The organism is Halomonas rhizosphaerae (assembly GCF_030010555.1).
In the GTDB taxonomy this organism is placed as follows: domain Bacteria; phylum Pseudomonadota; class Gammaproteobacteria; order Pseudomonadales; family Halomonadaceae; genus Halomonas; species Halomonas rhizosphaerae.
This window is the reverse complement of sequence record NZ_JASCQP010000007.1, coordinates 160,532-174,338: the sequence shown is the minus strand read 5'-3', so window position 1 is coordinate 174,338 and position 13,807 is coordinate 160,532. Positions and strand designations below refer to the sequence as shown.

Annotated in this window: 8 protein-coding genes; 6 read left to right on the top strand and 2 right to left on the bottom strand. The window is 68.5% G+C overall.

Annotation, left to right across the window (positions count from 1 at the left end; translation table 11 throughout):
* Window positions 1-186 precede the first annotated feature (186 nt).
* On the top strand, window positions 187-1,614 hold the full coding sequence (locus tag QLQ83_RS02520) for a sigma-54 interaction domain-containing protein (protein ID WP_282733995.1): 1,428 nt from the start codon (window positions 187-189) through the stop codon (window positions 1,612-1,614).
* A 521-nt stretch (window positions 1,615-2,135) separates the two neighbouring features.
* Entirely contained in the window at window positions 2,136-4,022 is a 1,887-nt protein-coding gene (locus QLQ83_RS02515; protein WP_282733994.1) for a sensor domain-containing diguanylate cyclase, read from the top strand.
* 20 nt (window positions 4,023-4,042) lie between these two features.
* On the opposite strand, the gene cobA is transcribed toward QLQ83_RS02515, so the two are convergent.
* Window positions 4,043-4,987 carry a uroporphyrinogen-III C-methyltransferase gene (gene cobA / locus QLQ83_RS02510; protein ID WP_282733993.1) on the bottom strand — a complete coding sequence of 315 codons (945 nt, stop codon included), beginning with the start codon at window positions 4,985-4,987 and terminating at the stop codon, window positions 4,043-4,045.
* Window positions 4,944-7,673, bottom strand: coding sequence for a nitrate reductase (locus tag QLQ83_RS02505; protein WP_282733992.1), 2,730 nt, complete (start codon window positions 7,671-7,673; stop codon window positions 4,944-4,946). The genes cobA and QLQ83_RS02505 overlap by 44 nt, the downstream gene beginning before the upstream one ends.
* A gap of 408 nt (window positions 7,674-8,081) precedes the next feature.
* On the opposite strand from QLQ83_RS02505, the gene QLQ83_RS02500 reads away from it, so the two are divergent.
* The 4 genes from QLQ83_RS02500 (at window position 8,082) to nirB (ending at window position 13,799) form a co-directional block, all read left to right on the top strand.
* Complete coding sequence (locus QLQ83_RS02500; RefSeq protein ID WP_282733991.1) at window positions 8,082-8,681, top strand: ANTAR domain-containing response regulator; 600 nt, start codon at window positions 8,082-8,084, stop codon at window positions 8,679-8,681.
* A gap of 11 nt (window positions 8,682-8,692) precedes the next feature.
* Complete coding sequence (locus QLQ83_RS02495) at window positions 8,693-9,721, top strand: CmpA/NrtA family ABC transporter substrate-binding protein (RefSeq protein ID WP_282733990.1); 1,029 nt, start codon at window positions 8,693-8,695, stop codon at window positions 9,719-9,721.
* A gap of 236 nt (window positions 9,722-9,957) precedes the next feature.
* Entirely contained in the window at window positions 9,958-11,292 is a 1,335-nt protein-coding gene (locus tag QLQ83_RS02490; RefSeq protein ID WP_282733989.1) for an NAD(P)/FAD-dependent oxidoreductase, read from the top strand.
* Window positions 11,289-13,799 (top strand): nitrite reductase large subunit NirB, encoded by a 2,511-nt coding sequence (gene nirB / locus QLQ83_RS02485; RefSeq protein ID WP_282733988.1) that lies wholly within the window; start codon window positions 11,289-11,291, stop codon window positions 13,797-13,799. Before QLQ83_RS02490 ends, nirB begins: the two co-directional genes overlap by 4 nt.
* The last annotated feature ends 8 nt before the right edge of the window (window positions 13,800-13,807 follow it).

Genomic DNA, 13,807 nt, shown 5'->3' with positions numbered 1-13,807 from the left:
CGGACGTCCTCTGGTTTCCTGGTCAGTGATGAAAGCGCCAAGCGCTCTGCATGCTGTTTTGCAGGAACCATGCCAAACCCGTTTTGGGGCCTATAGGGGGATCTTGATTCAAAAGTGGATCACTTCCGGCCCGACAATGATGCGATAATGAATCATTGATGCATTCATGAATCAAAGGCCGGGCATATGGGCACCATCGATACCCTCATCCTCAGAACCATCGTCGACACCGCACATGACCACTTCTTCGTGGTCGATGCCGACGGGAAGGTGCGCTATGTGAGCCCCAGTGCCGCCGCGGTCTACGGCATCTCCTGCGAAGAGCTCCGGGCCAGCACCGTGCAGCGGCTCGAAGCCGACGGGGTGTTGAACCCGTCGATCAGCATGGAAGTGATCCGCACTGGTCAACCGGCACAACTTGTTCAGCGTACCGGTACCGGACGCCGGGTGATTGCTCAGGCCCATCCGGTCTTCGAAGACGGGAAGCTGGTCGCCGTGGTCAGCCGCTCCATGGACCTCACCGACCTTCAGCTGCTGCAGCAGGAATACGCGCTGCTCCAAAAGCGCTTCAGCGACCACCTGAAGCGCAGCCAGGCACTGGAGGGTGATGAGACAGCGCTGGAGGAAGTGCTCGATGAACTGGAGGTGAAAAGCCCGCTGATGCGGGAGGTGGCACTGCTGCTACGCCGGGTGGCTCCCACGGACGCGACCGTGATGATGCTCGGTGAGTCCGGCGTCGGCAAGACGGCCTTTGCCCGCCAGCTGCACCGCTGGGGCTCGCGCTGCGATGGCCCCTTCGTCGACGTCAACTGCGCCGCCATACCCGAAAGCCTGTTCGAGGCGGAGATGTTCGGCTACCGTGCCGGGGCCTTCAGCGGGGCCGCTCCCGGCGGACGCATCGGGCTGATCGAGCAGGCCGCGGGCGGCACCCTCTTTCTCGACGAGATCGGCGAGCTCCCCCTGGGGGTGCAGACGAAGCTGTTGAAGGCCATCCAGGATGGGCGCATTTCTCGTCTGGGCGACAACCAGTCCCGCCGCGTCGACTTCCGCCTGGTGGTCGCCACCAACCAGGACCTCAGCCGACGGGTGGAAGAAGGGTCGTTTCGCCTGGACCTTTACTACCGGCTGAACGTTATTCCGGTCACCCTCCCGCCACTGCGTGAGCGCCGCGAGGATATTCCCGGCCTGGTAGAGCGCCAGCTGAAGCGGCTCAATCGCCGCTATGGCAAGGAGAAACTTCTCGCTCGCAGCAGCTGGCAGTCGTTGATGAGCCAGGACTGGCCTGGCAACGTGCGGGAGCTGGAGAACTGGCTGGAGCGGGCCTGGCTGTCCAGCGATGATGTCATCGATGCCAAGGGATCAGCCTCGCCCGGACTCCTTGCAGCAAGGCAACAGGAAGCCGCGCCCGTTGAAGACCGCGCGGAACCGGCTCGGCCATCCCCCTTGCGCGAGGAAGAGGGCCTGAAGGACGCCTTAAACCGCTTCGAGCACGGCATCCTGGCTGAGCTCTGCATGACGCTCTCCTCGACGTATGCCATCGCCGAGCGGCTCAACATCAGCCAGCCCAGTGTCGTGAGGAAACTCAAGCAACACGGATTGAGCATCACACGATGATGAGGCGTTTGACACGCACCGCCCGGGATGAGCCGCCCGGCCTGCTGGCAAAGGCTACCTACCCTCGAGTGCCTGGAGGCGGAGGACTCCTGCCAGTGGCGGCGGCATCTGCACCACTTCGTCGTGACCCTGCTCGGGCAGACAGCGGGTGAACCGGGTGGCCACCGGCCTGCAGGTGGCCAGCGAATGCGCCTCACGCAAACATCGCCCGTCCACTGACAAGCCCCGCCTGCCGTGCCTCTATTCCTGGGTCAGGGCGAGACGCTGCTGGATATCACCCGGCTCCTGGATGACCTGAAGCGTTGAGAGCCGGAAGGAACGACGGCGAAAGGCAACGGGTATTGGAGCCTGCCTCCTGGGCTGGCATCATGCTCGCTAATACAAACGTATGGCCTCGTCATTACAGAGATGGCGACAAAAACATTAGCGGTATAAGCCTGAAGATCGTCAAGCCTCTGACAGCCGCCCTGCGGCGACATCTCCTCTCTCTGCGCGGCCGCCTGCTGCTGGGCGTCGCGGTGGTGTGGTTCCTGCTGTCGCTGCTCCTGCTGAGCTTCGGCTGGCAGTCCGGCACCCTGCTGGTCGAGGAGACCAACCGGGTCCACCTGCGCTATGAGGCCGACCTCATCCGCAATGCCATTACCCACCAGGTCGACCAGCGCCTCGAGGCACTCGAACGCCTGGCCGGCACGCTGCCCGAGGCCTCACCAGGCACCCTGGCAACGGGACGCCATGAGGCCCTGCTCACCCTGTTCGATGGCCTGGTGGTCGTGGATGCCGAGAACGCGGTCGTCGATGACTGGCCCAGAGTGCCGGGCCGGGCCGGCAAGGACGTCAACGACCGGGCCTACGCACGTTTCATGCAAGCCGTGCAGCGCCCCCATGTCAGCGAGCCCTTCATCGGTGCGCTCTCCGGCCAGCCGATGGTCATGATGCTGGTGCCGCGTCGAGACGCGCAAGGACGCTACGCCGGCTTTCTGGGCGGGCTGGTGGAAGTCGACGGCAGCGAGTTGTTCGAGGGATTCGATCGGCTGCGACTCGGCGAGGCCGGCCATGTGGTGGTGGCCACGGCATCGGGCCGGCTGCTCTACCACCCCGAGCAACGCCATGACATGACGGACATCACCGAGGCGGAGGGCGATCCCCGCCTCGAGCATGCCCTGCTGGGCTGGGAGGGCGAGGCTCGCGGGGAGCTACGCCAGGGCGGCGAGGCTCTCAAGGCCTATCGGCAGATCTGGCCCGCCGACTGGGTGGTGGGTGTCTACCTGCCCCTCGACCAGGTGTATGCCCCGCTGACCAACGTGATGGAACGCATCACCCGCCAGGCCTGGTGGGCCCTGGGCCTGCTGCTGCCGATGATGGGCGCGCTGATCTGGCTGGCCCTGCGACCGCTGACGCGTCTGGCAAAGCAGATCAAGGAACTGAGCCTCGGGCGCAGACGCGTGCTGGAGATTCCCACCCGGATGACGGAGCTTCGCCGTGTCATCGATGTCTTCAACGAGGTGGAGCAGCAACGGCTGGAAACGCTGGAAGACCTGCAGCAGCGCCGGGCCCTCCTGAAGGGCATCCTCGCCGCCTCGCCCCAGGGCATGTTCGTCACCGACACCCTTGGCCAGCTGACCTTCGTCAACCAGGCGTTGAAGCGGTTGCTGGGCATCACACCGCCGATCCGACTTGCGACCTGGGCCCGGCACATTCACGAGGAGGACCGCGCCCCGGTGGTAGAGGCCTGGCAGGCCTGCCTCCACCACCATCAGGATTTCGATCGCCAATTCCGCTACTGCGGCGAGAACGAGGAGCCGATCTGGCTGGACGTGCACACCAACGCGATTAGCGTGGACGGCGAGTTCATCGGCCTGGTGGGGGCCGTGCGCGATATCACCCAGCGCCAGCACGAGGATGCCCTGCGCCGCTGGGAAGCGGAGCATGATCCGCTGACCGGGCTGCTCAACCGCCGCGGCTTCGAGCGCCGGCTGGAGGAGGCCTTCACCGAGTGGCAGAAGGTCGGTACCCCCTCGGCCGTGCTGCTGTTCGACCTGGACCATTTCAAGCGCATCAACGACGAGGGCGGTCACGCCCTGGGCGACGCGATGCTCCAGCAGGTAGCCGCCGCGATGGGCGCGGAGACCCGCAGCAGTGACCATGCCGCTCGCCAGGGCGGCGATGAGTTCGCCATGCTGCTGCCGGGCTGCGAGCTGACCCGGGCCATGCATATCGCCGAATCGCTGCGGGCGCGAATCATGGACCTTGGCCTGGAACAGCACGGCCGAACCTGGCGGGTGACGGTCAGCATCGGCGTCAGCGACTTCCAGCGGGCGGACCAGGCCATCGATGACGTGGTCAACCGCGCCGATGCGGCAAGCTATGAAGCCAAGGCGCGAGGCCGCAATGACGTACTCAGCGCATGATCCGCCCGGCCAGGCATGCATCAACTGCCTACTGTCTCGTGCCTTGACGCCCTGTCACGCTGCCCTGAATGTCCTGCTGGTGTGGAGGCCACCATCCGCACCACGCTGCCCACCACGATCAGGCAGGGCGAGGGCAGCGGTTCGGCGGCAAGCCTGGCCGGCATGTCGGCGAGCTCACCGATCAGAAAGCGCTGGTCGGCCAGGCTGGCATTGGCCACCAGCATCACCGGCCAGTCGTCGGGAAGTCCCGCCCCACGCAGCCCCTCACAGATCGCCGACACCTTGCTAAGTCCCATATAGAACACCAGGGTCTCGTCCCGGCAGGCCAGCGAGGCCCAGTCGGGCTCGCCGTCTTCCCGGCAGTGCTGGGCCGTGACGAAACGCAACTGCTGGGCATGGGCGCGATCGGTGAGCGGGATGCCCATGGCGGCACAGGCCGCCGAGGCGGCGGTGATGCCGGGCACGACCTCGGCCGGGATGCCGGCCTCACCCAGGGCGGCGAGTTCCTCCCCCATGCGCCCGAACACGCCGGGGTCCCCGCCCTTGAGGCGCACCACCGACTTGCCCTGACGTGCCAGCCTGACCAATAGCTCGCCGATCTCGGCCTGGGGGACGCTATGGTGGCCGCGGGCCTTGCCCACGTCGTGGCGCTCCCGTCCGGCGGGAATCAGTGCCAGCACCTCATCCCCGACCAGGCGGTCGTAGACCACGGCATCGGCCTGGCCCAGCAGCCGGGCGGCGCGCAGCGTCAACAGGTCGGCCGCCCCGCTGCCGGCGCCCACCAGATAGACGGTTCCGCTAGGGCAATCGCCTTCCCGCGGCCCGTCCACGCGACGCGCAGCGCTGCCGAACCGCTCGGCGAGCCGGCGGCCAGTCCCCTGGGCGAGACGCGCCAGCGGCATGCACGCCCTGGTTGCCGGCTCAAGCGACATCGATGGCGTCGGGTTGCGGCTTGACGCGCGCATGGCTCCCCTCCTCTTCGGCACGTTCTTCGATCAGGGACTTGAGTTCGGGAATGCAGCTGCCGCACTGGGTGCCGCAGGCGAGACGGGCGCCCAGCGCCTCGACGCTGGTCTCCCCCTCGCGGATGGCGGCGACGATGGTCCCCTGCCCCACCTGATGACAGCTGCAGACCAATGGCCCGCTGTCGCCGGCCCCGTCATCGCAGCCGGCCAGCAGCCGACGCCTCTGCCCGGTGGACAGCGCCTCGCCGCTCGCCGCCTCGGTAAAGCGCGCATCGAGCCAGGCCAGGCCGGGCAGCTCGGCCGGCGGCCCCACCATCAGCCACCAGCGCAGACGCCCCTCCTCGAGGCCCGCCGCCCGCAGACGGCCCTGGGCCGGGTCGTCACACCACAGCGACGCCGCCACCCCCAGCCGCCGGGCGGCCCAGGCCAGCCAGTCGCTCGCCGCGCCGCCGGCCAGCTGCCAGCGCTGCGCCCGGGCCAGGGGGATGCGCGCCCAGTAGTCGACCTCCCCACACCAGCTCGGCTCGACGGCCAGGTCATCGGCAACCAGCAGGGTCGCTTCCCAGGTACAGCCCAGGGGCGCGAGGGACACGGCGCCGTGCTTGGATTCCGGCTGGCCCGACAGCGGGTCGGCGTGTGGCTCGAGCAGGGCGCCCATGCGCGCCCGGCCGCTGAACTGGTCGGTCCAGTGAATGGGCACGAAGAGCTCGCCGCGGCGCTGGGCCCGGGAGAGGCGTACCCGGCCGACATAGTCGCCGCCGGCGCCGACGAGCCGCGCCAGCTGCTGGTCCCCGATGCCATAGGAGGCGGCATCGTCCGGGTGCACCTCGATGAAGGGCTCGGCGCGGTGATTCATCAGCCGCGGGGCGCGGCCGGTGCGCGTCATGGTGTGCCACTGGTCGCGCACCCGGCCGGTATTGAGGCGCAGCGGACGTGCCGGATCGAGGGTCTGCGCGGGGCCGCGTGGCCGCACCGGCACCAGCCTGGCTCGCCCATCCGGGGTGGCGAAGCGACCCGCCTCGAACAGTCGGGCGGTACCATGGGGAGCGTCGGTCGTCACCGGCCACTGGATGGGGGCCAGGGCGTCATAGGCGGCACGGTCGAGGCCGGCCAGGGCGGAGATATCGAACAGCCGGCTCCCATCGTTTTCGAAACCCGAAAGACACGCGTGCTCGTCGAAGATCTCGGCGGGATGGGCGTAGGCAAAGGCCTCGCCGAACCCCAGGCGCCTGGCCACCTCGATCAGGATCCACCAGTCGTGGCGTGCCTCTCCCGGCGGCGGCAGGAGGCCGCGCTGGCGCGAGATGCAGCGCTCGGAGTTGGTCACGGTGCCATCCTTCTCGGACCAGCCGGAGGCCGGCAGCACGATATCGGCGTAGGGCAGCAGGTCGGTGGCGGCCGCGCATTCGGAAACGATCACCAGCGGGCAGCGCTCGAGGGCGCGGCGCACGCGATTGGCATCGGGCAGGCTCACCGCCGGGTTGGTGCCCATGATCCACACCGCCTGCACCTCGCCACGCTCGATGGCCTCGAAGAGCGCCACCGCCTTGTGGCCGGGCCCCTCGGGCAGGGTCGGCACCAGGCCCGGCGTGGTCCAGAAACGCGTGACACGGTCGATGGCGCCGGGCGTGTCGTAGTCCATGTGGGCGGCGAGCTGGTTGGCCAGCCCGCCCACCTCGCGCCCCCCCATGGCGTTGGGCTGGCCGGTGATCGAGAAGGGCCCGGCGCCGGGCAGGCCGATCTTGCCGCCCGCCAGGTGGCAGTTGATGATGGCATTGCCCTTGTCGGTGCCGCTGGAGGATTGGTTGATGCCCTGGGAGAAGAGCGTCACCACATGCAGTTGGGTGGTGAACCAGTAGTAGAAGGTCTCCAGCCGTTCCGGGTCGAGGTCACAGTCGGCGGCGATTCCCTCCACCGTGGTGTCCTCCTCCTGCGCCGCGGCCAGCGCCTCCTCGAGGCCGGCGGCGTGGCGGTCGAGATAGACCCGGTCGAGCCTGCCGGTGTCGGCCATCCGGGCCAGCAGGCCGGTGAATAGCCGGCCGTCGCTCCCCGGCGCCAGGCCCAGGTAGAGGTCGGCGATCTCGCAGCTATCGGTGACGCGGGGGTCGACCACCACCACGCGCAGCAGCGGGTTGCGGGTCTTGGCGGCCTTGAGGCGCTGGTAGAGCACCGGGTGGTTCCAGGCCAGGTTGGACCCCACCAGCACCACCAGTTCGGCCTCATCCAGGTCCTCGTAGCAGCACGGCACGGCGTCGGCGCCGAAGGCGCGCTTGTGGGCGGTCACCGCCGAGGCCATGCACAGCCGCGAGTTGGTGTCGAGATGCGGCGTGCCGACGAAGCCCTTGAACAGCTTGTTGGCGACGTAGTAGTCCTCGGTGAGCAGCTGCCCGGAGAGATAGGCACCGATCGCCGACGCCCCCTGCGCCTCGCGGATGGCCGCCAGGCGAGTGGCCACGCTCTCCAGCGCGGTGTCCCAGTCGACCTCTGCGCCGTCGACCCGAGGTCGGGTCAGCCGGCCGTGCCCTCCCAGCGTCTCGTGCAGTGCAGAGCCCTTCACGCACAGGCGTCCGTAGTTGGCCGGGTGCTGGGCATCGCCCTCCACGTGGATCATCTGCTCGTCGTCCACCTGGGCCAGAACGCCACAGCCGACGCCACAGTAGGGGCAGGTGGTTCGGGCCTGTTGCATGTCGACCTCCTCGAGGCTAGCCGGGAATGGGCGGCCAAACGAAGACGCCCACCGCGTCGTCCCGGATGGGAAGGCGCAGGTGGGCGTCGTTGCCGTCTGCCGCGGGGATGACCACCTGGCCACCCCCGGTTGTTGCTTTTACCCCAAGCAAGCCATGTGCCAGGCCACGAAAACCCTCGTCATCTTGATCGGTTGCCCTGCCCGGCGGGACGCTCGCAGCGCGTCATGGGCGCCCCGCCTGCACCAGTCGCGACGCACCCGGGCAAGTGCCCGCACCACTGCAGTGCAGCATGAGACGCCCCGGGGTGTCGCCGCACCGCCAGGGCGGCTCCCCCGCCGGCAAAAGGCGAATCTGGAATGCATCTTGCTTGCAGGTGGGTCAGACGCCAAACGACGAGCGATGTCACCATGCCCCCACCCCTGAAGATCCTGCTGGTCGACGACGAACTCGTGCGCGCCGCCATGGTCGAGGAGGCCCTGGCCCAGGAAGGTCACGAAGTGGCCTGTCGGCTCCAAGGCCCGGCCAGCCTCAACGAGATGGTCGCCCGTCACCAACCCGACGTGGTGATCATCGATATGGAATCGCCCGACCGCGACACCCTCGACAGCATGGCGATACTCAACCGCGAGAACCCCCGTCCAGTGGTGTTCTTCGCCGACCAGCACGACCCCGAGACCATGCAGGCGGCGCTCGAGTCCGGGGTCAGCGCCTACGTGGTCGACGGCCTGGTCCCCGGCCGGGTCAAGGCGATCATCGAGGTCGCCATCGCCCGCTTCGACGCCTTTCAATCGATGCGCCAGGAGCTCGACAAGGTGCGCAACCAGCTCAGCGACCGCAAGCGCATCGAGCGCGCCAAGGGACTCTTGATGAAGCACCAGGACTGCGACGAGGAGCAGGCCTACCGTATGCTGCGCAAGATCGCCATGGACCGTGGCCAGCGCATCGCCAAGGTGGCCGACAGCGTCATCGATATCCTGGAGCACCTGGACAAGGGGTCATTGTCATGAGGGACACCACCATGTCGTCTGCCACGACACCGGAACTCGAGCATCTGACGCTCGGCTTCATCCCGCTGGTCGATGCGGTTCTGCTGATCGTGGCCCGGGAGCAGGGCTTCTTCACCGAGCAGGGCCTGGAGGTCACGCTGTCACGGGAGAACGCCTGGTCGACGCTGCGCGACAAGGTCGCGGCCGGCCTGCTCGACGGCGCTCACATGCTCGCGCCCCTGCCGCTCGCCATGAGCCTGGGCATGGAACGCGCCCCCTGCGACACCCTGGCACCCGCCACCCTCAGCCATAACGGCAACACCCTCGTGCTCTCCTCGCGGCTGTGTGAGCAGAGCGGTGCGGCACTGGGCGACGACCCGGCGGGCAGCGCCCGCGCCCTGGGCGAGTGGCTGGCCCGCCATCCCCACGTGGCGCGGCCCCGCCTGGCCATGGTCTACCCCTTCTCCTGCCAGCATTTCCTGCTGCGCGATTGGCTGGCCCTGGGCGGGCTCGCCGCCGATCGTGACGTCGACCTGATCGCCCTGCCACCGCCGCGCATGGTTGCCGCCCTGCGCGAGGGGCAGATCGACGGTTTCTGCGTCGGCGAACCCTGGGGCAGCCTCGCCGAGCACGAGGGGGTCGGCCGGCTGGTGGCCAGCGGCGCCCAGCTGTGGCCCGACCACCCCGAGAAGGTATTGGGCGTGACCCGCTCCTGGGCACGACGCTACCCGGCCACGCTCGGCGCCCTGCTGCGCGCGCTGAAAAACGCCGGCGACTGGCTCGCCGAGACCCCAGACCACCGTCGCCAGGCCCGAGACTGGCTGGCGCTGCCGCCTTACCTGGATCGCTCGGTCAGCCATCTCGGCAGCCTGCCCGAGGGGAAGGGCCCCATTCGCCAGCGCCTCTACGGTGGCGACCTCCTGCGCCCCGACGTCGAGGCCATGGGCCGGATCGCCGAGGCGTTGCACACCCACCTGCACGACAGGGGGCGTTCGCTCGATGTCCGCACCCTGCACGAGTGCCACACCGCCGTGCATTTCGATGCCGCCCTGCACCAGTGATGTGCAGCCAGGGCCCGCGCGCGGTGATCTCACCCCTCACGCAGAAACCGCCATCTTGTTGAAATACAAAAAGTAATACCACAAACCCGGCCTTCTGGCCGGGTTCTTGTTACTCCTTGAGTCATAGCGGCGATCAACGGTGATTGCCCCTCCTGGACGAAGACGTCTCAGTGCTCCCCGATGCCGGGGCAGCACCGAGGCGTCTTCTTTTTTTGTCGCACCGGAGGTGCCTGATCATGTACCCAGCCCCGCCCGAGACCGAACACCTGGTGATCATCGGCAACGGCATGGCCGGCCACCGGCTGGTCGAAGCCCTGCTCAAGCGACCGGACCGCCCGGCACGGATCACCGTAGTCGGCGACGAGGCCACCGCCGCCTACAACCGCATCCTGCTCTCGCCCTGGCTGGCCGGCGAGATGGAGCGCGAGGCCCTCATCCTGCGCAAGGCCGAGTGGTACGCCGAGCAGGGCATCGAGCTGGTGCTCGGCGAACGGGTCACGTCCATCGATCGCACGGCGCGCCGGCTGACCACCGATGCCGGTCGTGCCCTCGATTACCAGCGTCTGGTGCTGGCCACCGGCTCGCGCCCGGCCATGCCGGCGGTGCCCGGCATCGAGCTGTCGGGCGTCCACGGCTTCCGTGACCTCGACGACGCCGAGGCCCTGGCAGGCGTCGCCGAGCGTGGCGGCCGGGTCGTGGTGATCGGCGGGGGGCTGCTCGGCCTGGAAGCCGCGGAGGGACTGCGCAAACGCGGAGAGGCCGCGTGCCGCCAGGGCACGGGCAGCCTGGCGGTCAGCGTGCTGCAGCGCTCCGCGCAGCTCATGAATCGCCAGCTCGATGCCACCGCCGCCGGCCTGCTGGAGGCCGAGCTCACTCGTCGCGGCCTGGCCATCCACACCGGCGCACAGCTGGCAGCGATCGAGGGCGACCACCACGGCCGGGTAACCGGAGTGCGCCTCGCCGACGGAAAGCGTCTGGCCGCCGACGGCGTGGTGATCGCCACCGGCATCACCCCCAACGCCGAGTTGGGCCGTGAGGCTGGCCTCGCCACGCAGCGCGCCATCGAGGTGGATGGCCATCTCACCACCAGCGACTCGGCGATCCACGCCCTGGGCGAGTGCTGCCAGTTCGAGGGCACCACCTACGGGCTGGTGGAGCCGATCTGGCGCCAGGTCGAGGTGCTCGCCGAGCAGCTGGGGGCCAATCCCGCCGAGGGGGCCCGCTACGAGGAAAGGCCCAGCGCCACCAGGCTCAAGATCGGCGGCATCTCGCTGTTTGCCTTCGGCCCCATCGATCCTGACGCCGGCCACGAGGTGCTCGCCTACCACGACCCCGTGCAGGGCGACTACCGCCGACTGCTGCTGCGTGACGGCCGACTCGAGGGCGCCGTCCTCTACGGCGACACCGCCATGGGCCCCTGGCTGTTCGGCCAGGCCCAGGCGGGCCGCGATCTCGGCCCCTGTCGCCGGGCCCTGCTGCTCGGTGCGGCCGATGCCGACGCCCTGCTCGATGCCCACGACCTCGACACCGATTTCGACACCCAGGACCGCCCCGTCAAGGAGGCCGCATGAACACACCCAAGCAACACCTGATCATCATCGGTAACGGCATGGTCGGCCACCACCTGGTCGAGCAGCTCATCGAGCGCGGTGCCACGGCGCGCTACGCCATCACCGTCTTCGGCGAGGAGCGTCACCGCGCCTACGACCGGGTCCATCTCTCGGAGTACTTCACCGGACGCGATGCCGACGACCTGGCCCTCTCCGACGTCGACTGGTATGCCGCCAACGGCATCGAGCTGCGCCTCTCGGAGGCCGTGACCGCCATCGACCGTGACGCCGGGGACGTGGTGACCGCCCAGGGCCGCACCCCCTACGACCGCCTGGTGCTGGCCACCGGCTCCTATCCCTTCGTGCCGCCGATGCCCGGCAGCGATCGTCCGGGCTGCCTGGTCTACCGCACCCTGGACGACCTGGATGCCATACGCGCCGCCGCCGAGCGCGCCTCGACCGGGGTGGTGGTGGGCGGCGGCCTGCTGGGGCTGGAGGCGGCCAATGCCCTGCGCGGCCTGAACCTGGAGACCGCCGTGGTGGAGTTCGCGCCGCGCCTGATGCCCATGCAGGTCGACGGCGAAGGGGGCGAGCTGCTGCGCGAGAAGATCGAGGCCCTGGGCGTGCAGGTCCACACCGACCGGGCCACCCAGCGCATCGAGGATGGACTGGACGCCGGCCACCGCATGGTCTTCCAGGACGACAAGGTGCTGGAGGCCGACCTGATCGTCTTTTCCGCCGGCATCCGCCCGCGTGACGAACTGGCCCGGGACAGCGCCCTGGAGATGGGCGAGCGCGGCGGCGTGGTGATCGACGACCGCTGCCTGACCAGCGACCCGGCGATCCTGGCCATCGGCGAGGTGGCGCTCTGGAACAACAGCATCTTCGGCCTGGTCGCCCCCGGCTACCAGATGGCCAAGGTGGCCGCCGACACCCTGCTCGGCAGCGAGGGCGAGAGCTTCCGCGGTGCCGACATGAGCACCAAGCTCAAGCTGCTGGGTGTCGACGTGGGGGCGATCGGCGACGCCCACGGCGACCGGACGCCTGGAGCCCGGGTGTTCCGCTACCTCGACCAGCTCAAGCAGCAGTACCGCAAGCTGGTGGTCTCCGGCGACGGCAGGCGCCTGGTCGGCGCCATGCTGGTGGGCGACAACAGCGTGTACGATACCCTGCTGCAGTACTACAGCAACGGCCTTGACCTTCCCGAGGACCCGGCCTCGCTGATCCTGCCCAGCAGCGAAGGTGCCCCGACGCTGGGGCCGGATGCCCTGCCCGAGACGGCCACCCTCTGTTCCTGCCACAACGTCACCAAGGGCGATATCTGCGCCAGCATCGATGGCGGGGCCGGGGATCTCGCCGCGATCAAGGGCGAGACGAAGGCCAGCACCGGCTGCGGGGGCTGCACGGCCCTGCTCAAGAGCGTCGTGGAGCACGAACTGGAGCGACGCGGCGTGGCGGTCGACCGCTCGATCTGCGAGCACTTCGCCCATACCCGCCAGGAGCTCTTCGACATCGTCCGCGTGGAAGGCATCAAGACCTTCGGCGAGCTGATGGCGGCGCACGGCAACCCGGCGACCCATCGCCTGGGCTGCGATATCTGCAAGCCGGCGGTGGCCTCGATACTGGCCTCCTGCTTCAACGAGCCGATCACCGATGCCGCCCATATCCCGCTGCAGGACACCAACGACACCTTCATGGCCAACATGCAGAAGAACGGCACCTATTCGGTGGTGCCCAGGGTGCCCGGCGGCGAGATCACCCCGGACAAGCTGGTGGTGCTGGGCAAGGTGGCGCAGAAGTACGACCTCTACACCAAGGTCACCGGCGGACAGCGCATCGACCTGTTCGGCGCCCGCCTGGAGGATCTCCCGGAGATCTGGAGCGAACTGCTCGACGCCGGCTTCGAGACCGGCCACGCCTACGCCAAGTCGCTGCGCACGGTGAAGTCCTGCGTGGGCAGCACCTGGTGTCGCTATGGCGTGCAGGACAGCGTGGGCATGGCGATCCGGCTCGAGCATCGCTACAAGGGCCTGCGCTCGCCCCACAAGCTCAAGTTCGGCGTCTCCGGCTGCACCCGGGAGTGCGCCGAGGCCCAGGGCAAGGACATCGGCGTCATCGCCACCGAGCACGGCTGGAACCTCTACGTCTGCGGCAACGGCGGGATGCGCCCACGCCATGCCGAGCTCTTCGCCACCGACCTCGACGACGAGCGGCTGGTCCAGCTCATCGACCGCTTCCTGATGTTCTACGTGCGCACCGCCGACCGCCTGCAGCGCACCTCGGTGTGGCGCGAGAACCTGGAAGGCGGCCTGGACTACCTCAAGGAGGTGGTCATCGACGACCGCCTGGGGATAGGCGAGGCGCTGGAGCGCCAGATGCAGAGCGTCATCGACACCTACCAGTGCGAGTGGGCCAATGCCATCGACGACCCGGAGAAGCTCAAGCGCTTCCGCAGCTTCGTCAACGACAGTCGCCCGGACCCGGACATCATCGTGACCGAAGAGCGCGGCCAGCTGCGCCCTGCTTGACGCGTCAT

Excerpts from the sequence above, each read along its gene's own strand:
- cobA (WP_282733993.1), bottom strand. The coding sequence starts at position 4,987 with ATGCGCGCGTCAAGCCGCAACCCGACGCCATCGATGTCGCTTGAGCCG.
- QLQ83_RS02490 (WP_282733989.1), top strand. The coding sequence starts at position 9,958 with ATGTACCCAGCCCCGCCCGAGACCGAACACCTGGTGATCATCGGCAAC.
- QLQ83_RS02505 (WP_282733992.1), bottom strand. The coding sequence starts at position 7,673 with ATGCAACAGGCCCGAACCACCTGCCCCTACTGTGGCGTCGGCTGTGGC.
- QLQ83_RS02520 (WP_282733995.1), top strand. The coding sequence starts at position 187 with ATGGGCACCATCGATACCCTCATCCTCAGAACCATCGTCGACACCGCA.
- nirB (WP_282733988.1), top strand. The coding sequence starts at position 11,289 with ATGAACACACCCAAGCAACACCTGATCATCATCGGTAACGGCATGGTC.
- QLQ83_RS02500 (WP_282733991.1), top strand. The coding sequence starts at position 8,082 with ATGCCCCCACCCCTGAAGATCCTGCTGGTCGACGACGAACTCGTGCGC.
- QLQ83_RS02495 (WP_282733990.1), top strand. The coding sequence starts at position 8,693 with ATGTCGTCTGCCACGACACCGGAACTCGAGCATCTGACGCTCGGCTTC.